The following is an 18,271-nucleotide window of genomic DNA, read 5'->3' on the forward strand; positions in this document are numbered from 1 at the left end:
GGGGTCACCCTAGGACGAGCCCGCCGATCCACACGCCCGTGGCCAGCAGGCCGGTCAGCAGCTCGATGACGATGCTCCAGCCGACGGCGGCGAGCGCGCCCCTCGTCGACGGCCAGGCCAGGCCGTGCCCCTCGAGCCGCACCCGCTCGGCGACGTAGACGCCCAGCACGAACCCCACCAGGAGCCCGACGACCGGGATCACGAAGAACCCGACGACGCCCAGCACCCCGCCTGCGACGATCGTGCGCCCCGGCACCCCGGAGTCGCGCAGCCGTCGCCCCGGGACCAGGTACTTCGCGACGCTGCCGGCCACCACGATCGCGATGGCGAGGCCGAGCACCGACCAGCCCACGACGTCGTTGCGCGGCACCGCCCACACCGCGATCCCGGCGAGCACCAGGATCAGCCCGGGCAGCACCGGCAGCACGATCCCCGCGATGCCGACGACGATCAGCACGCCCGCGATCAGGGTCTCCGGGTTCACGGGCGCAGCATCCCACGCTCCGGACGCTCGACGAGCGGGCCGTCGAGCTGAGCACGAGCCTCAGCACGCTGCGCCGGGCGTTCGTCGCGGGGACGGCATGCCGTTCGCCGACCGGCGGACCCAGGTGCGGCTGCGCGCGGCGCTGCCGCTGCCGGTGCCGGTGCCGGTGCCGGCCTGCCGGTCGCGACGGTCGGACGGCGCGCGGGGTTCTCCTCGCGCGCCGGGTTCGTCGACGCGTTCCGCCGCCACGTCGGGCACGGTCCCGCGGCCCACCTGCGCCCGCGGGTCCGCGCCTGAGCGTCAGCGGATCTCGGGCGGCCGCGGCAGGTCCCCGGGGCGGGCGGGCGGATCGTGCGGCCCGCGGGCCGGGTCGACCGGCTGCGCGCAGGGCGGCGACGACGGCGTCCTCGGCCCCCTGGGTGCCCAGCACGACCGCGGCCCGGCCCGGCAGCTCGTCGTCGACGTCGATCTCGATGCGGCGCCATCCGCCGCGATCAGGCCAGCGAGCGCAGGACCGCAGGCAGGTCGGTCTCGTCGTCGTACGGACCGACCACCGCTGCGGTGAGGGGCTCGGACAGCAGCTCGCGGGCCACGTCGGAGACCTGCTCCGGGGTGACGGCGGCGATCCGGTCGAGGCTCTCCGCGATGCTGCGCTGACGCCCGTGGTCGAGCTCGGCACGGCCGAGGCGGTTCATCCGCGACGGCGTGTCCTCGAGCCCGAGGACGAGCCCGCCGCGCAGGTTTCCCTGCGCCCGGACCACCTCGGCGGAGGTGAGACCGTGCGCGGCGACGTCGGCGAGGACGGTGCGGATCACGGTGGTGACCTCGTCGAGCCGGTCGGGGGCGCACCCCGCGTAGACCGACAGGATGCCGGCGTCGGTGTAGGTCGACAGCGCCGAGTACACCGAGTACGCGAGCCCGCGCTGCTCGCGGACCTGCTGGAACAGCCGCGAGCTGGGCCCGCCGCCGAGCGCGGTGTTGAGCACGCCGAGCGCGCTGCGCCGGGGGTCGTGGCGGGCGATGCCGGGTACGCCCAGCATGAGGTGCGCCTGCTCGGTGTCCTCGCCGCGCAGCACCAGCCGCGGGCCCGGCTCCAGCACCGCGACGCCCGACGCGCGCGGCGGCACGGGCGTTGCCGACCCCGCCCGCGCGATCGCGGCCGCGAACGCCTCCTCGACGAGCGCGACGAGCGCGACGTGGTCGAGGTTGCCCGCGGCCGCGACGACCATCCGCGGCGTCGTGTACTCCCCGCGCCAGAACGTGTGCAGCGTCTCCCGGGCCATCCCGGTGATCGACTCCTCGGACCCGATCACCGGCCGCCCGAGCGGGTGCCCGCCGAGCAGCGACTCGTCGAACAGCTCGCCGAGCAGGTCCTCCGGGTCGTCGTCGCGGATCGCGATCTCCTCGAGCACCACGCTGCGCTCGATCTCGACGTCGGCCGGCGCCATGACGGCGTCGGTGACGACCCCGGCGAGCACGTCGACCGCGAGCGGCAGGTCGGTGTCGAGGACCTGCGCGTAGTAGCAGGTGTGCTCCTTCGCGGTGAACGCGTTGAGCTCACCGCCCACGGCGTCGACGTCCTCGGCGATCTGCGCGGCCGTGCGCGTCGAGGTGCCCTTGAACAGCAGGTGCTCGAGGTAGTGCGCCGCCCCGGCCTGGGTCGGCGACTCGTCGCGCGAGCCGACGCCGATCCAGACCCCGATCGAGACCGAGCGGACGCCCGGCACCCGCTCGGAGACGACCCGCAGGCCGCCGTCGAGGTGGGACACGGAAACGCCGGGGACGGGGTGAGCCCCCGTCCCCGGCGTCAGAAGTTCCGTCAAGAGGCCGGGACCTCGGCGGGCTCCGCGGGGACCGTGACGTCGCCCGCGGGGGCGGCGTCCTCAACGACCGGCAGCAGGCTGATCTTGCCGCGGTTGTCGATGTCGGAGACCTCGACGCGGATCTTGTCGCCGACGTTCACGACGTCCTCGACCTTGTTGATCCGCTTGCCGTTGCCCAGCTTCGAGATGTGGACGAGGCCGTCCTTGCCGGGCACCAGCGAGACGAACGCGCCGAAGGCGGCGGTCTTGACGACCGTGCCCAGGAAGCGCTCGCCGATCTTCGGCAGCTGCGGGTTGGCGATGGCGTTGACCATGCCGATCGCGGCGTCCGCCGACTCGCCGTCCGACGCGCCGACGTAGACGGTGCCGTCGTCGTCGATCGAGATGTCGGCACCGGTCTGCTCGGTGATCGAGTTGATCATCTTGCCCTTCGGGCCGATCAGCTCGCCGATCTTGTCGACCGGGATCTTGATCGCGATGACGCGCGGCGCGAAGCGGCTCATCTCGTCGGGGCGGTCGATCGCCTCGCCGATGACCTCGAGGATCGTCATGCGGGCGTCCTTGGCCTGGCTCAGCGCCGCGGTGAGGACGGCCGACGGGATGCCGTCGAGCTTCGTGTCGAGCTGCAGCGCCGTGACGAACTCCGGCGTGCCGGCGACCTTGAAGTCCATGTCGCCGAACGCGTCCTCCGCACCGAGGATGTCGGTGAGGGCGACGTAGCGGGTCTCGCCGTCGACGGTGTCGGTGACCAGGCCCATCGCGATGCCCGCGACCGGCGCCTTGAGCGGCACGCCGGCGTTGTAGAGCGACATCGTGGAGGCGCAGACCGAGCCCATCGACGTGGAGCCGTTGGAGCCCAGCGCCTCGGAGACCTGGCGGATCGCGTACGGGAACTCCTCGCGCGTGGGCAGCACGGGCAGCAGGGCCCGCTCGGCCAGCGCGCCGTGGCCGATCTCGCGGCGCTTCGGCGACCCGACGCGGCCGGTCTCACCGGTCGAGTACGGCGGGAAGTTGTAGTGGTGCAGGTAGCGCTTGTGCGTCTCCGGCCCGAGGGAGTCGATCTGCTGCTCCATGCGCAGCATGTTCAGCGTGGTGACACCCATGATCTGGGTCTCGCCGCGCTCGAACAGCGCCGAGCCGTGGGCGCGCGGGATGACCTCGACCTCGGCCGAGAGCGGCCGGATGTCGGTGATGCCGCGGCCGTCGATGCGGACCTGGTCGCGCAGGATGCGCTGGCGCACGAGCTTCTTGTTCAGCGAGCGGAACGCCGCGCCGAGCTCCTTCTCGCGACCCTCGAACTTGGTCTCCAGCGCGGTGAGCACGGCGAGCTTGACCTCGTCGAGCCTCGACTCGCGCTCCTGCTTGCCCGCGATGGTCAGCGCGGCGGCGAGGTCGGCACTGCCCTGCGCCTCGACGGCGTCGAAGACGTCGGGCTGGTAGGCCGGGAAGGTCGGGAACTCGCGCGTGGGCTTGGCGGCGACGTCGGCGAGCTGCTGCTGGGCGATGCACAGCGTGCGGATGAACGGCTTCGCCGCCTCCAGCCCGGCCGCGACGACCTCCTCGGTGGGCGCCTGGGCGCCCTCCGCGACGAGGGTGTTGGTCTCGACGGTGGCCTCGGCCTCGACCATCATGATCGCTACGTCCTGCGAGTCACCGTCACCGACGATGCGGCCAGCGACGACCATGTCGAACACGGCGCGCTTGAGGTCGTCGTGCTGCGGGAACGCGATCCACTGGCCGTCGATCAGGGCGACGCGGATGGCGCCGATCGGGCCGGAGAACGGCAGGCCGGACAGCTGCGTGGACGCCGACGCGGCGTTGATCGCCAGCGCGTCGTAGGGGTCCTGCGGGTCCAGGCTCATCACCGTGACGACGATCTGGATCTCGTTGCGCAGGCCGTCGACGAACGACGGGCGCAGCGGGCGGTCGATCAGGCGGCAGGTCAGGATCGCGTCGGTGCCGGGGCGACCCTCGCGGCGGAAGAACGAGCCGGGGATCTTGCCGATCGCGTACATGCGCTCCTCGACGTCCACCGTGAGGGGGAAGAAGTCGAAGTGCTCCTTGGGGTGCTTCGACGCCGTGGTGGCGGAGAGAAGCATGGTCTCGTCGTCGAGGTAGGCGACGACGGAGCCGGCGGCCTGGCGCGCGAGGCGCCCGGTCTCGAACCGGACGGTGCGGGTGCCGAAGCTCCCGTTGTCGATGACGGCGGTCGTCTCGTGGACGGAGTCGTCGATGGGGTCGGTCAAGGTGCATCTCCTCGTGAGATGTCGGCCCCTGCCCCGGTGATCCTCGTCTGGGCCGGCCTTCGATCGAAGCCGCCGGGACTCGTGCCCGGCGGCCACTACCGAGGACCGGCGGATCTGCTGCCGGGCGCGGGGGTGCGGTGGAGTTGTGTGGGTCGGGCCGGGCCGCGTCAGGCGGCCCGGCCCGGGTGGGTCAGCGGCGGATGCCGAGGCGCTCGATGAGCGACCGGTAGCGCGCGACGTCGACCTCGCGGAGGTACTTGATGAGCCGGCGGCGGCGGCCGACGAGCAGCAGCAGTCCGCGACGGGAGTGGTGGTCGTGCTTGTGCATCTTGAGGTGCTCGGTGAGGTCGACGATCCGCTTGGTCAGCAGAGCGATCTGCGCCTCGGGGGATCCGGTGTCACCCTCGTGGGTGGCGTACTGGTCGAGCACGGTCTTCTTCTGTGCGGCGTCGAGAGCCACGGTCTGTCCTCTTTCGTTGCTGTGCCGTGCGGCCCGGGCACCAGGGGTGATGTGCCCGGAAGACAGTCGCGGCCGCCACGGACTGCAGCCGGACCCAACACGCCACGCTACCAGCCGGGAACCGGGCCCCCCTGGTCAGCCCGGTCGTCCCGCCGCCTGGCGCAGCACCTCCGCCAGCTCGGGGAAGCCGGGGCCGAGCGCGGCCGCGGCGGCCGCGAGGCGGGCCGGGGCGGCGAGGCGGCGCAGCGCGTCGGCGGCCGACCCGGCTGACGCCGGCGCGGTGCCCGGGCACCGCGGCGCCGCGACGGGCGGGCGCGGCGCCGGCACGGCCTCCTCGGCGGGGCCGGGGACCGGTGACCAGCGCAGCTGTGCCCGCGCGACATCGGCGAGCAGGAGCTCCACCGATCGGGGCGCGAGCGGACCCTCGACCGCCGCACACCGGTGGTCGAGCAGTTGCAGCCGCGCCAGCACCGCCGGGCTGCCGATCTTGACCCGCCGCCCGCTGGCGAGCTGGCTCAGCATCGCCGGGCTGATCCCCAGCGTGCGGGCCAGGCGGGCCTGCGAGACCCCGAGCACGGCGAGCAGGCCGCGGACGCGATCGCCGAGCGGGACCCCGTAGAGCTCGGCCTGGCGCGCGCGGCTGTCGGCGAACTCCTCGGCTGCGCTCATGGGTCGATGCTGGCACCCGGACCCCGGCTCCCGTGGGCGAACGGGGAAAGTCAGCCGAGGAGTTCGCGGGTGCGCGCGACGTCGCGGTGCATCTGCGCGATCAGGGCGTCGACGTCGCTGTAGGTCTCCTGGCCGCGCAGCCGGTGCGTGATGTCGACCGCGACCTCGTGGCCGTAGAAGTCCTCGTCGACGTCGAGGACGTAGGCCTCGAGGGTCTTCACCCGCCCGGAGAACGTGGGATTCGTGCCGACCGAGATCGCGGTGGGCAGCAGGCGGTCGCCGATCGCGAACCGGCCCGCGTAGACGCCGTCGGCGGGCAGGGCGGTGTGCGGGGCACTGGAGACGTTCGCGGTGGGGAATCCCAGGTCGCGGCCCCGGCGCGCGCCGTGCACCACCACGCCCTCGACGCGGTGCGGGCGGCCGAGGGCCGCCGCGGCGGCTTCGACGTCGCCCGCGTCGATGCACGCGCGCACGTAGGTGGAGGACAAGGTGACACCGACGTCGCCGGTGAGGTCCAGGCCGTCGACGGCGAACCCGAAGCGTCCGCCGAGCTCGGTGAGCAGCGCGACGTCGCCCGCGGCGTGGTGGCCGAACCGGAAGTTCTGCCCGACCACGACCACCGCCGCGTGCAGCCGCTCCACCAGCACGTGGTGGGCGAACGCCGCGGGCTCGGTGCGGGAGAGCTCGGGAGTGAACGGGAGGACGCAGAACGCGTCGATGCCCAGCTCCTCGGCCAGCTCGGCGCGGCGGCGCAGCGTGGTGAGGATGGCCGGGTGGCTGCCCGGGCGGACCAGCTCGGCGGGATGCGGGTCGAACGTCACGAGCACCGCGGGCAGGCCCCGCTCGCTCCCCCGGGCCACCGCGCGGGCCACGAGCTGCTGGTGGCCGCGGTGCATCCCGTCGAACACCCCGACGGTGACGACGCTGCGGCCCCAGCCGGTCGGTACGGCGTCCAGCCCACGCCAGCGTTCCACGACCCGGAGCCTACGGACCGGGCCGGGCCGCCGCCCGTCGCCCCTACCCCTGCAACTCAGAGGGCTTCGTTCGCCGGCGCCAGCACCACCACCGACCGGGCCATGTCCCCGCGGTCGGCCATCAGGGCGAGCGCCCGGCCCCCGGGGGCGAAGACACCGTGCACGCCCTCCAGCCCGGACAGCGGCAGCGGCCGCCCGTGCCGCACGTCCTGCGCGGCCGACGCCGCCAGGTCGCGGCGGGGGAACGCGACGGCGACGGCGTCGTCGAGCGGGAGCGACAGGGTCGGGTCCGCCTCGAGCTGCTCGAGGGTGCGGGCGTGACCGAGGTCGAACGGGCCGACGCGCGTGCGGCGCAGCGCGGTGAGGTGGCCGCCGACGCCCAGCCCGGCGCCGAGGTCGCGGGCGAGCGCCCGGACGTAGGTGCCGGACGTGCACCCGACGGCGACGTCGAGGTCGTCGCCGCGGCGCTCGAGCAGCGTGAACGACGAGACCGTGACGGGCCGCGCCGCCAGCACGACCTCCTCCCCCGCCCGCACCCGCGCGTAGGCCCGCTGCCCGTCGACCTTGATCGCGCTGACGGAGCTGGGCACCTGCTGGATGTCGCCGGTCAGGGCGGCGATCCCGGCCGCGACCGCGGCGTCGGTGACGCCCGACGCGTCGGCGGTGGAGATCGTCTCGCCCTCGGCGTCGTCGGTGCCGGTGGCCGCGCCGAGGCGGATCGTCGCGGTGTAGGCCTTGGTGTCGAGCGCGAGGTGCCCGAGCAGCTTGGTGCCGCGCCCGATCCCGCAGACCAGGACGCCGGTGGCCATCGGGTCGAGCGTGCCGGCGTGCCCGACCTTGCGGGTGCGCAGGATCCGGCGCAGGCGCCCGACGACGTCGTGCGAGGTCAGGCCCCCCGGCTTGTCGACGACCACGAGACCGGACGGCGGAGGGGCGCTCACACCCGACGATTCTGCCGGGCTCCCGGGGGGACAGCGGCGCCCGGGTACGGAAGGGTCGCCGGCATGCAGTTGCGCACCGACGGTGCCACCACGTGGCCCGACCAGCTGACCGGGCGTCTGGTCCTCGTCCTCTCCGACGACCTGTACGCCGACCCCGACGCCGCCCGCACCGCACTGGCCGAGATGACCGGGACGGCCACGGCCTCCGACGACGGGCCGCTGCTGTTCCCCGCGCTCGGGATCGCGATCGTGCCCGTCGACGCCACCGCCACCGACATCGTCACCACGATGATCGCCGACCGGCGGATCGTCGCGGCCGAGCCCGAGCGGGTCTACCACCTGCGCGGCTCGCTGTCGGAGGAGTACCTGCGGGGCTTCGCCGACGCGGCGGCGTTCCTGCACGCGCAGTCCGTCGACGTGCCGGTGGAGGAGGCGGCCGAGCCCGTCGCGGAGGACACCGCGGAGCTGACGTGGGGGCTGCAGGTCACGAACGTCACGACGGTCGCGGAGTCCGGGGCGGGCATCACGGTCGCGGTCCTCGACACCGGCCTCGACCTCGAGCACCCCGACTTCGTCGGCCGCGACGTCCTGGCCGAGTCGTTCGTCGAGGGCGAGACCGCGCAGGACGCCAACGGCCACGGCACGCACTGCATCGGCACCTCCTGCGGTTCGCTGGTACCGGAGACCGGCCCGCGCTACGGCGTGGCGCACGAGGCCCGCATCCTCGCCGGCAAGGTGCTCAGCGACGCGGGATCCGGCACCGACGCGGAGATCCTGGCCGGCATGAGCTGGGCCATCGAGAACGGCGCGCAGATCATCTCGATGTCGCTCGGCGCCGACGTCGACGAGGTGTCCTCGGTCTACGAGACGGTCGGGCGGCGTGCGCTGGCCGCGGGCACGCTCGTCATCGCGGCCGCGGGCAACAACGCCGACCGTGAGAGCGGCGACGCGGGCTTCGTCGGCGTCCCGGCGAACAGCCCGTCGATCATGGCGGTCGCGGCGGTCGACAACACCCTGGCCATCGCCCCGTTCTCCGCGCGCAGCTCGGGTGTCGAGGGCGGGCAGGTCGACGTGGCCGGGCCCGGCGTCGACGTGTACTCGTCGTGGCCGATGCCCGACCGCTACAACACGATCTCCGGCACCAGCATGGCCACACCGCACGTCGCCGGTGTCGCGGCGCTGTGGGCCCAGCGCACCGGGGCCCGCGGTGAGGCACTCTGGGGGGCGCTGGTCCGCGGCGCGTCCCGGCTACCGCTGCCCTCCGACGACGTGGGCGCCGGCCTCGTGCAGGCGCCGCCGCCCGCCTGAGAACCGAGCGCGCGCCCGAAGGAGGAGCACCGTGAGCGAGCAGGTCAGCGTGTCCGTCGACGACGCGCACGTGGAACGGATCGACGAGGTCGCCGAGCGCTGCCGCGCGGCCGGCATGGACGTGCACTACGTGCTCGCCGCGGTCGGGATGATCACCGGGTCGATCGAGAGCGGCGACGTGCGTACCGCGCTCGGGGCCCTGCCCGGGGTGGCGGCGGTGGAGCAGCAGCACACGTTCCGCCTGCCGCCTCCGAGCTCGCCAATCCAGTAGGTCGGTGCGATTGGGCAGGCTAGCCTCAGTCCCGTGCCTCCCCCCAGCGCCGGGTCCGTCCTCCGCGGCGCCGCCCGCGGACAGCGCCGCGACCTGATCGCCGCGTCGGCGCTCGTCTCCGGTCACCAGCTGTCCGAGGCGGCCGTCCCGGTCGCCGTCGGTGTCGTGATCGACCTCGCGGTGTCCACCGGCGACGCCACCGCGCTGCTGCGGTGGTCCGCCGCCGTCGTCGGGGTGTTCCTCGTGCTCGCCACCAGTGCCTACGGCGGGTACTGGCTGATGGTCCGCACCGAGAAGCAGGCCGCTCACGGGATCCGGCTCGACGTCACCGGGCGCGTCCTGGACCCGGCGGGCGGGGCGCCGGGGCGCTCCGGGGAGCTGGTCAGCCTGGCCGGGTCCGACGCCGACCGGACCGGCCTGGTGTGCGCCGCGATCATCACCGCGGTCTCGGCTCTCGCCGCGCTCACCGGCGGGGCGGTCGTGCTGGTCGGTGCGTCGCTCCTGCTCGGGCTCGTCGTGCTCGCCGGGGTGCCGCTGGTGCTGGTCGCGTCACGGCTGCTGGCCAAGCCGCTCGTCGGACGGGCGGAGGCCGAGCAGGAGACCCTGGCCACGGCCACCGGGGTCGCGACCGACCTCGTCACCGGCCTGCGGGTGATCAAGGGCATCGGGGCCGAGGACGCCGCGGGTGAGACCTACCGCCGCGCGAGCCGCAGCGCACTGACCGCCCGCCTCGCCGCGGTGCGCTTCGAGGGCGTCTACACCGCGGCCACGGGCGTGATCACCGGCGTGTTCCTCGTCGTCGTCGCGTGGGTGGGCGGGCGGCTCGCGCTCGAAGGCACGATCAGCGTCGGCGAGCTCGTCGCCGCCGTCGGACTGGCCCAGTTCCTGATCGGCCCGCTGGAGCGGCTCACCGAGGTGGGACCGCAGCTCGCCGGGGCGCGCGGGTCGGCCCGGCGGGTGGCCGCACTGCTCGGCGCCCCGTCCGCCGTGCGCGCCGGGACGGCCGCGCTGCCCGTCGCTCCCGCGGGCGCGCTGCACGTGGGCGGCATCGACGTCGCCGCGGGCGAGCACGTCGGCGTCGTCACCCTGACCGCGGGCGACGCCACCGCCCTGCTCGACGTGCTCGCCCGCGACCGCGACACCACCGACGACCCGGTCACCCTCGACGGCGTCGACCTCGCCGGGGTCGACCTCGACGAGGTCCGCCGCGCGGTCCTCGTCGACCGCCACGACGCCACCCTGTTCGAGGGCACGGTCCGCGCCAACACCGGGACCGACGCCGCCGCGCTCGCCGCCGCGGGTGCCGACGAGGTCGTCGACGCCCTCCCCGGCGGGCTCGATGCCGAACTGACCGAACGCGGCCGCACCCTGTCCGGCGGGCAGCGCCAACGGCTCGTGCTGGCCAGGGCGCTCGCCGCGCACGCGCCGGTGTTGGTGCTGCACGACCCGACGACCGCCGTCGACGCCGCCACCGAGCACCGCATCGCCGACGGCCTCGCGGCGCTCCGCACCGGGCGGACCACGCTGCTCCTCACCTCCAGCCCCGCCCTGCTGGCCCGCTGCCGCCGCGTGCTGCTCGTCGAGGAAGGGGCCGTCGTCGCCTCCGGCACCCACGCCGAGCTGGCCGAGGATCCGCGCTACCGGGCGGCGGTGCTGTCGTGAACGCACCCGACACGACCCCGTCCGGCGCGACCCCACCGGGCGCGACCGACCTCCTCCCCATCGCGAGCACGACGCGCACCCGGCACTCGGTCGCCGCTCTGATCCGACCGCACCGCCTGCTGCTCGCCGGCACCGTGATCACCCTCGTCGCCGCCGCGGGCGCGATCCTCGCCGTACCCGCGCTGCTCGGCGCGATCGTCGACGTCGTGATCGGGGGCGGGGAGATCGGCTCGATCGACGGCCTCGCCCTCGCCATCCTCGCCGCGCTCGTCCTCCGCGCGCTGCTGTCCGCCTCCGGCAGGGTGCTCGCGGCCCGGCTCGGCGAGCTGGTGCTGGCCGGGCTGCGGGAACGGGTGGTGCACCGCGCGCTCGGGGTCCGCATCGCCGACGTCGAGCGGGCCGGGTCCGGCGACCTGCTGCAGCGCGTCAGCGGCGACATCACCGTCATCTCCGAGGGTGTCCGGCTGGCGATCCCGCTGCTGGTCATCGCCGCGCTCGACGTCGGGTTCACCCTGGTCGGACTCGCGTTGCTGGACTGGCGCCTCGCCCTGGCCGGGCTGGTCCCGCTCCCGATCTGGATCCTGGTCACCCGCTGGTACGTCAGCGTCTCCGGGCCGCTCTACGCCGCCGAGCGGAAGGCCGAGGGCCGGCGGACACAGTCGCTGCTGGCCGGTGTCGGCGGGGCCGCGACGGTGCGCGCGCACCGGCTGCGCACGCCGCTGCTGACCCGCATCGAGGGTGACTCCGCCTCGGCGGTACGGGCGACGATGCGCACGATGCGGGCGCAGTCGAAGTTCGGGTTCGTGCTCAACGGCGCGGAGATGACGGGCGTGCTGTCGCTGCTCGTCGTCGGGTTCTGGCTGGTGCGCGCCGACGCCGTCACGGTCGGGGCGGCCACCGCGGCGGTGCTCTACTTCCTGCGCCTGTTCGACCCGATCGGCGAGCTGCTCTACCTGCTCGACGAGGCGCAGTCGGCCGGGGCGGCCCTGGCCCGGCTCGTGGGCGTCACCGACATGCCGGTGCCGCCCGCCCCGGCGCACCCCCGGTTGCCGCGGGACGGTTCGGTGCGGCTCACCGGCATCCGGCACTCCTACGACGGCGGCCCCGAGGTGCTGCACGGGATCGACCTGGAGATCGCGGCCGGCGAGCGGGTCGCCGTGGTCGGGCCCAGCGGCGCGGGCAAGACCACGCTGGGCGCGGTCCTCGCCGGGGCCCAGGTCCCGCAGGCGGGCACCGTCGAGATCGGGGGCGTGCCGCTCGACGCGCTGGCGCACCCGCGGAGCCACGTCGCCGTCGTCACGCAGGAGGTGCACGTCTTCGCGGGCACGGTGGCCGAGAACCTGCGCATCGCCCGCACCGGCGCCACCGACGCGGAGCTCGCCGCGGTGCTGGTCACGGTGGGGACCACCCTGGACCTCGACGAGGTGGTCGGCGACGGCGGGACCGAGCTCGGCGCCACCGTCGCCCAGCAGCTCGCACTGGCCCGGCTCGTGCTCGCCGACCCGGCCGTCGCGGTGCTCGACGAGGCCACTGCGGAGGCGGGCAGCGCGGGCGCGCGGGTGCTGGAGGTCGCCGCCGACGCGGCACTCGCCGGGCGCACCGCCGTCGTCATCGCGCACCGGCTCACCCAGGCCGCCGCGGCCGACCGCGTGGTCGTGCTGGACAAGGGACGGATCGTCGAGACCGGCCCGCACGCCGAGCTGGTCGCCTCCGGCGGGCCCTATGCGGCGCTGTGGGAAGCCTGGTCCAGCCCCCGCGGGTGATCATCCGATCACCCCCACGAGGTGGGGGTGACGCGACCGCGGGCGCTCTGCGGAGACGGGGTGGAGACGCTTCCCCGGCCGCCACGCCCGGCGCGCCGCCGGCTCCGCCATCCGTCCCCGACACAGCGACCCGGGCCCCGAACCCGCTCGACAGCGGCCGCACCGGTCGGCGAGCATGCCGTCCTCGTGGGGCATATCGAGGCGATGGGTGTCGGGTACGTGCTGCCCGACGGGCGGGAGCTGTTCGCCGGGGTCTCCTTCCGGGTCGGGGACGGCGCGAAGGTGGCGCTGGTCGGACCGAACGGCGCGGGCAAGACGACGCTGCTGCGGATGGTCGCGGGCGACCTGGCCCCGGCGAGCGGGTCGATCGCGCGCAGCGGCGGGCTCGGCGTCATGGGGCAGTTCGTCGGGTCGATCTCCGACGGACGCACGCTGGCCGACCTCGCGCTGTCGCTCGCCCCGCCCGCCGTCCGCGCGGCGGGGGAACGGCTGCGTTCCGCGGAACGCGCGCTCGACGACACCGAGCGCACCCAGCTCCGCTACGCCGCGGCGCTCGCGATGTGGGGCGACGCGGGCGGCTACGGCGCGGAGGTGGAGTGCGACACCGCGTCGGTCGCCGCGCTCGGCCTCCCGTGGGAACGCACCCGTGACCGGCCCGTGGCCACCCTGTCCGGCGGCGAGCAGAAGCGCTTCGCCCTGGAGCTGCTGTTCCGCGGCCCGGACGAGGTGCTGCTCCTCGACGAGCCGGACAACTTCCTCGACGTCCCCGGCAAGCGCCGGCTGGAGGCGCGGATCGCGGACTCGGCGAAGAGCGTGCTGTTCGTCAGCCACGACCGGGAGCTGCTGGCGAACACCGCGCAGCGGGTCGTCACGGTCGAGGCGGGATCGGCGTGGACGCATCCCGGCGGGTTCGCGTCGTGGCACGCCGCGCGCGTCGCCCGGCACGACCGGCTCGACGAGCACCGCCGCCGCTGGGACGAGGAGCGGGAGAAGCTGGAGCGGCTCGTGACCTTCTACAAGGTCAAGGCCGCGTCCAACGACGGCATGGCGTCACGGCTGCAGGCCGCACGCACGCGGCTGGCCCGGTTCCTCGACGCGGGGGCACCGGCGGAGAAGGCGCAGGAGCAGTCGATCACGATGCGGCTCGGCGGCGGCCGCACCGGGAAGCGCGCGCTGGTGTGCTCCGGCCTGGAACTCGACGACCTGACGTTCCCGTTCGACCTGGAGGTCTGGTTCGGCGACCGGGTCGCGGTGCTCGGCGCGAACGGGACCGGGAAGTCGCACTTCCTGCGCCTGCTCGCCCGCGGCGGCACCGACCCGGAGCCGGGCGCGGTTCCCGCGAGCGGCGCCGCCCTGGCGCCGGTCGCGCACGACGGTGCCGCCCGGCTCGGCGCGCGGGTGCGGCCCGGGCACTTCTCGCAGACCCACGACCGCCCCGAGCTGACGGGCGCCGCGCTCGTCGACGCGCTCGTCCGCGGCGACGTCGACCGCGCCGGCATGCCGCTGGGCGGCGCGATGAAGGCGCTGGCCCGCTACGAGCTCGCCGAGCAGGGCGAGCAGCGGTTCGAGACGCTGTCCGGCGGGCAGCAGGCCCGGTTCCTCATCCTGCTCCTGGAGCTCTCCGGAGCCACCCTGCTGCTGCTCGACGAGCCCACCGACAACCTCGACCTCGCCTCGGCCGAGGCCCTGGAGCAGGCACTCGCCGCGTTCGAGGGCACCGTGCTGGCCGTGACCCACGACCGCTGGTTCACCCGCGGGTTCGACCGCTTCCTGCTCTTCGGCGGCGACGGCGAGGTGCGCGAGACCCCGGAGCCGGTGTGGGACGTGAGCAGCTGATCCGGGCTGCGGTCATCCGGGCCGCACCGATCAGGGCTGCACCGATCAGGGCTGCGGCGATCAGCGCTGCGGCGACCCCGAGGGCCGCACCGCGCCCGTCACCAGCCAACGCCCCGACCGCGTCCGCAGCCCGACCGCCACCAGCCGCGCCACCATGAACAACGACAGCCCCGTCCAGATCCCGGCCAGGCCCCAGCCGAACACCAACGACGCCCAGATCAGGGGCAGGAACCCGAGCACGGCGGCGGCGAGCGTCGAGGTGCGCAGGAACGCCGCGTCGCCCGCGCCGAGCAGCACGCCGTCGAGGGCGAAGACGACGCCCGCGATCGGCTGCATCGCCACGAAGAACCACCAGGCGACGGGCACCAGCGCGAGCACCGCGGCGTCACCGGTGAACACCGGCGGCAGCACGCCGATCAGCGCCGCGAACAGCACCCCGAACCCGACGCCGAGCACCAGCCCGTAGCGGGTGACCTGGCCGGCGAGCGCCCGGGCCCGGGCGACGGCCCCGGACCCCAGTGCCGCCCCGACCAGCGACTGGGCCGCGATCGCCACGGCGTCGAGCACGAGCGCCATGAAGAACCACAGCTGCAGGACGATCTGGTGCGCCGCGACCGACGCCGCCCCGAACCGCGCGGCCACCGCGGCGGCGGAGAGGAAGCAGGCCTGGAACGCGAGGCTGCGGGCGATGAGGTCGCGGCCCAGTACGAGCTGCGCGCGCATCGTCGCGAGGTCGGGTCGGGCGAAGCCGCGCTCCCGGCGCAGCGCGAGCAGGAACAGCCCGGCCCCGAGCGCCTGCCCGGTGACGTTCGCCGCGGCCGAACCCGGCAGCCCCCATCCGACGCCGTGCACCAGCACCGGGCACAGCACCGCGGACAGGCCGTTGCCCGCGAGGACGTAGCGCAGGGGGCGGACGGTGTCCTGCACACCGCGCATCCACCCGTTGCCCGCCAACGTCACGAGGATGAGCGGGGCCCCGAACAGTGCGACCCGCAGCCAGGACACCGCGGCGTCGGCGATCTCGCCGTCCCCCGCGAACGCGCCCGCCACCGGCACCGCCACGAGCTGCCCGACCGCGAGCAGCACCAGTCCCACGGCCAGTGCGAGCCACGTCGCCTGCCCTCCCTCCGCGACGGCCTCGGTGCGCCGCCCGGCCCCGTGCAGCCGTGCGGCGCGGGCGGTGGTGCCGTAGGACAGGAAGTTCAGCTGGCTCGTGACCTGCGCGAACAGCACCCCCGCGATCGCCAGCCCGGCGAGTGGGACGACCCCCAGCCGTCCGACGACCGCGGTGTCGACGAGAAGGTAGAGCGGCTCGGCGGCCAGCACCGGCAACGCGGGCGCGGCGAGGCGCAGGACCTCGCGGAGCGGGACCCGGTCGTCGCTCACCCGACGGGTCGCCGACACACGTAGACGAAAGCGGGCGGCACGTTGCGCCACACCGTGGAGCTGACCAGCACCTCCTCGAACGCACCGCGCAGCCGCGCCCGGAACCGCTGCGCCGCGGGCATCGCCATGCCCTGCACGTAGGCGAACGTCGTGAACGCGCCGGTGTCGCCGATCGCGCGGCCGATCTCGCGCAGGACGTCGGTCTGCACGGCGTCGTCGAACAGAGCCCACGGCAGGCCGCAGACGATCGCGTCGACGTGGTCGACGCCGTGCTCGGCGAGCAGCTTCCCGAGCTCGCGGGCGTCGCCGGGTACCACCTCCAGCCCCGGACGGGTGCGGCGCAGGTAGGCGACCATGTCCGGGTCGAGCTCGACGGCGAGGTGCCGCCCGCCCGCCGGGAGGCGTTCGGCGATGACGGCGCTGACCGCGCCGGTGCCCGGGCCCAGCTCCACGACGACCGGCTCACCCGCGCGCGGCACCACCGACGACAGCACCCCGGCGAGGCGGGCCGAGCTCGGCGCGACCGCTCCCATCGTGCCGGGGCGGCGCAGGAAGGCGGACAGGAACGCACGGCGCGCATCGGAACTCACGCCAGCACCGTAACCGTCAGCCCGCCACCGGTACCGCGGGCTCCAGCGCGCCGCGCAGCGCGTGCAGGACGTCCTCCTCGGTGCCGTCCAGCGTCACCCCGGCCGCGGCCCGGTGCCCGCCGCCGCCGATCCGCCCGGCCGCCGTCGCGACGTCGACGGAGCCGTTGGAGCGCAGCGACACCGACCACCGCCGCTCCCCCACCTGCTTGAGCACCGCGGCGACCTCGGCCTCGGCGACGGTGCGCACGACGTCGACGACCCCGTCGACCTCCTCCACCCGGAACCGCGCGACGTCCGCGGCCCGGACGGTCGTGTACGCCAGCCCCAGCCCGCCCGCGGCGCTGCGGTCCAGCACGCAGCGGTCGAGCGCGGACCCGAGCACGGCGAGCCAGGGGTACGGGTGGGTGTCCATGATCGGACGGACGAGCGACTCCACGTCGACGCCCGCCTCGATCAACTCCGCGGCCATGCGGTGCGCCGCGGCCCCGGCGGTGCGGAAGCCGCGGGTGTCGGTGACCAGGCCCGCGTAGAGGCAGCGGGCCACGTCGGCGTCGGGGGCGACGCCCATCGCCCCGAGGAGCCGGTGGACGAGCACGACCGTGGCCTCCACCGACGCGTCGAGGATCCGGACGTCGCCGAACCCCGGGTTGGAGGCATGGTGGTCGATCATCACCGTGGTGTCGGCGGTGTCGAGCAGGCCGCGCAGATGCCCCAGCCGGGAGGGCTCGGCCGCGTCGCAGGCCACGAGCAGGGCGGGCCGAGCCGGGAGCTTCGACGGCGGCACGACGAGCCCGAGCACGTCGAGGGGGCGCAGCGTCTCGGGGACCGCGTCGGGCGTGGCGAAGGAGACCCGGACGTCGGCGCCGCGCCGGTGCAACGCGATGCCCAGTGCGAGGGCACTGCCGAGCGAGTCGGCGTCGGGCTGGACGTGCGCCAACAGGGTGATGTCCCGGGCGTCGGTGAGCAGCGCAGCGGCCACCCGGACGGGGTCGGCGACCACGTGCGGTCCTTCCTGATCGGGACAAGGCTACGACGGAGAGTAGCCGTTCGCGCCCGAACCAGTCCGAAGTGCCACCCGTCCGGGGGGTGGCCCTCAGTCCTCGTCGTCGATGTCGTCACGCTCGCGCGGCACGCGGTACGGGTCGGGATCGCCGGCAGGCTGCGCGGTCGCGGCGAGGCGAGCCACCTCGGCGTCGGACTCGCGCGTGCGGGCGAGCAGTTCCTCCATGCGGCGGGACTCGGTGGGCACCACGTCGGCGACGAACGTGAGCGACGGGGTGCGCCGCACCCCGGTGCCCGCCCCGACCTTGGTGCGCAGCACCCCGGTGGCGCTGGCCAGTGCCGCGGCCACGCCCGCGGTGTCGGGGTCCTCGTCGACGGTGTCGCCGATGACGGTGTAGAAGACCGTGGCTTCCTGCAGGTCGCCCGTGACGCGGGTGTCGGTGATCGTCACCATCTTCAACCGCGGGTCCTTGATCTCGCTCTCCAGCGCACCGGCCACGATCTGCGAGATCCGCTTCGCGAGCCGACGGGCACGCGCCTGGTCCACCATCTCTGACTCCTACTCGTCCTCGGGCCCCAGCATCCGGTGCCGGGCCGAGAGCAGTTCGAACTCCGGTCGGGCGGCCACGAGCCGCTCGCACCGGTCCAGCACCTCGACCACGTGGTCGTGGTCGGCGGCCACGCAGGACACACCGATCAGCGTGCGCCGGTGCAGGTCCTGGTGTCCCGCCTCGGCGGCGGCGACCTCGAACTGGCGTCGCAGCTCCGCCACGACGGGCCGCACCAGCGACCGCTTCTCCTTCAACGAGTGCACGTCCCCGAGCAGGACGTCGAACTCGACGACTCCGACGTACAA

General features: G+C 74.7%; 17 protein-coding genes. 5 read left to right on the forward strand and 12 right to left on the reverse strand.

What is annotated here, in order from left to right; all coding sequences use genetic code 11:
- Positions 1–4: 4 nt before the first annotated feature.
- From I4I81_RS14520 to truB, 7 genes are all read right to left on the reverse strand, one after another.
- On the reverse strand, positions 5–484 hold the full coding sequence (locus I4I81_RS14520; RefSeq protein WP_218601581.1) for a DUF456 domain-containing protein: 480 nt from the start codon (positions 482–484) through the stop codon (positions 5–7).
- 494 nt (positions 485–978) lie between these two features.
- Positions 979–2,253 (reverse strand): M16 family metallopeptidase, encoded by a 1,275-nt coding sequence (locus tag I4I81_RS14525; RefSeq protein WP_226363936.1) that lies wholly within the window; start codon positions 2,251–2,253, stop codon positions 979–981.
- Positions 2,254–2,303: 50 nt separating this feature from the next.
- Positions 2,304–4,553: a polyribonucleotide nucleotidyltransferase gene (locus I4I81_RS14530; protein WP_218601579.1), complete on the reverse strand. Its 2,250-nt coding sequence runs from the start codon at positions 4,551–4,553 to the stop codon at positions 2,304–2,306.
- A 190-nt stretch (positions 4,554–4,743) separates the two neighbouring features.
- Positions 4,744–5,013, reverse strand: a complete 270-nt coding sequence (gene rpsO, locus I4I81_RS14535) for a 30S ribosomal protein S15 (protein WP_172159733.1) — start codon at positions 5,011–5,013, stop codon at positions 4,744–4,746.
- A gap of 135 nt (positions 5,014–5,148) precedes the next feature.
- Positions 5,149–5,682, reverse strand: a complete 534-nt coding sequence (locus I4I81_RS14540; RefSeq protein WP_218601578.1) for an XRE family transcriptional regulator — start codon at positions 5,680–5,682, stop codon at positions 5,149–5,151.
- A 50-nt stretch (positions 5,683–5,732) separates the two neighbouring features.
- Positions 5,733–6,656, reverse strand: a complete 924-nt coding sequence (locus I4I81_RS14545) for a bifunctional riboflavin kinase/FAD synthetase (RefSeq protein WP_218601577.1) — start codon at positions 6,654–6,656, stop codon at positions 5,733–5,735.
- Between the two features lie 56 nt (positions 6,657–6,712).
- Positions 6,713–7,597, reverse strand: a complete 885-nt coding sequence (truB, locus tag I4I81_RS14550) for a tRNA pseudouridine(55) synthase TruB (RefSeq protein ID WP_218601576.1) — start codon at positions 7,595–7,597, stop codon at positions 6,713–6,715.
- Positions 7,598–7,660: 63 nt separating this feature from the next.
- Here truB and I4I81_RS14555 point away from each other — a divergent pair, with 63 nt between their 5' ends.
- From I4I81_RS14555 to I4I81_RS14575, 5 genes are all read left to right on the forward strand, one after another.
- Positions 7,661–8,905, forward strand: coding sequence for a S8 family peptidase (locus tag I4I81_RS14555; protein ID WP_225924583.1), 1,245 nt, complete (start codon positions 7,661–7,663; stop codon positions 8,903–8,905).
- 31 nt (positions 8,906–8,936) lie between these two features.
- Positions 8,937–9,176, forward strand: coding sequence for a hypothetical protein (locus I4I81_RS14560; RefSeq protein ID WP_218601575.1), 240 nt, complete (start codon positions 8,937–8,939; stop codon positions 9,174–9,176).
- Positions 9,177–9,209: 33 nt separating this feature from the next.
- The gene (locus I4I81_RS14565) at positions 9,210–10,838 is read left to right on the forward strand and encodes an ABC transporter ATP-binding protein (protein WP_218601574.1); all 1,629 of its coding nucleotides are present in this window, start codon (positions 9,210–9,212) and stop codon (positions 10,836–10,838) included.
- Positions 10,835–12,601: an ABC transporter ATP-binding protein gene (locus I4I81_RS14570; protein WP_218601573.1), complete on the forward strand. Its 1,767-nt coding sequence runs from the start codon at positions 10,835–10,837 to the stop codon at positions 12,599–12,601. The genes I4I81_RS14565 and I4I81_RS14570 overlap by 4 nt, the downstream gene beginning before the upstream one ends.
- A gap of 186 nt (positions 12,602–12,787) precedes the next feature.
- Positions 12,788–14,437, forward strand: a complete 1,650-nt coding sequence (locus I4I81_RS14575; RefSeq protein ID WP_218601572.1) for an ABC-F family ATP-binding cassette domain-containing protein — start codon at positions 12,788–12,790, stop codon at positions 14,435–14,437.
- A gap of 60 nt (positions 14,438–14,497) precedes the next feature.
- Here the strand turns inward: I4I81_RS14575 and I4I81_RS14580 are convergent, their stop codons facing one another.
- The 5 genes from I4I81_RS14580 to I4I81_RS14600 all read right to left on the reverse strand — a co-directional run bounded on the left by I4I81_RS14580 (position 14,498) and on the right by I4I81_RS14600 (position 18,271).
- Positions 14,498–15,823: an MATE family efflux transporter gene (locus I4I81_RS14580; RefSeq protein ID WP_226363937.1), complete on the reverse strand. Its 1,326-nt coding sequence runs from the start codon at positions 15,821–15,823 to the stop codon at positions 14,498–14,500.
- Positions 15,820–16,356: a class I SAM-dependent methyltransferase gene (locus I4I81_RS14585; protein WP_218601592.1), complete on the reverse strand. Its 537-nt coding sequence runs from the start codon at positions 16,354–16,356 to the stop codon at positions 15,820–15,822. Before I4I81_RS14585 ends, I4I81_RS14580 begins: the two co-directional genes overlap by 4 nt.
- Positions 16,357–16,429: 73 nt before the next feature.
- Positions 16,430–17,413 carry a DHH family phosphoesterase gene (locus I4I81_RS14590; protein ID WP_218601570.1) on the reverse strand — a complete coding sequence of 328 codons (984 nt, stop codon included), beginning with the start codon at positions 17,411–17,413 and terminating at the stop codon, positions 16,430–16,432.
- A 93-nt stretch (positions 17,414–17,506) separates the two neighbouring features.
- Positions 17,507–17,965: a 30S ribosome-binding factor RbfA gene (gene rbfA, locus I4I81_RS14595; RefSeq protein ID WP_218601569.1), complete on the reverse strand. Its 459-nt coding sequence runs from the start codon at positions 17,963–17,965 to the stop codon at positions 17,507–17,509.
- Positions 17,966–17,974: 9 nt separating this feature from the next.
- Positions 17,975–18,271: a DUF503 domain-containing protein gene (locus I4I81_RS14600; RefSeq protein ID WP_218601591.1), complete on the reverse strand. Its 297-nt coding sequence runs from the start codon at positions 18,269–18,271 to the stop codon at positions 17,975–17,977.

It is taken from the genome of Pseudonocardia abyssalis (assembly GCF_019263705.2).
In the GTDB taxonomy this organism is placed as follows: Bacteria; Actinomycetota; Actinomycetes; order Mycobacteriales; family Pseudonocardiaceae; genus Pseudonocardia; species Pseudonocardia abyssalis.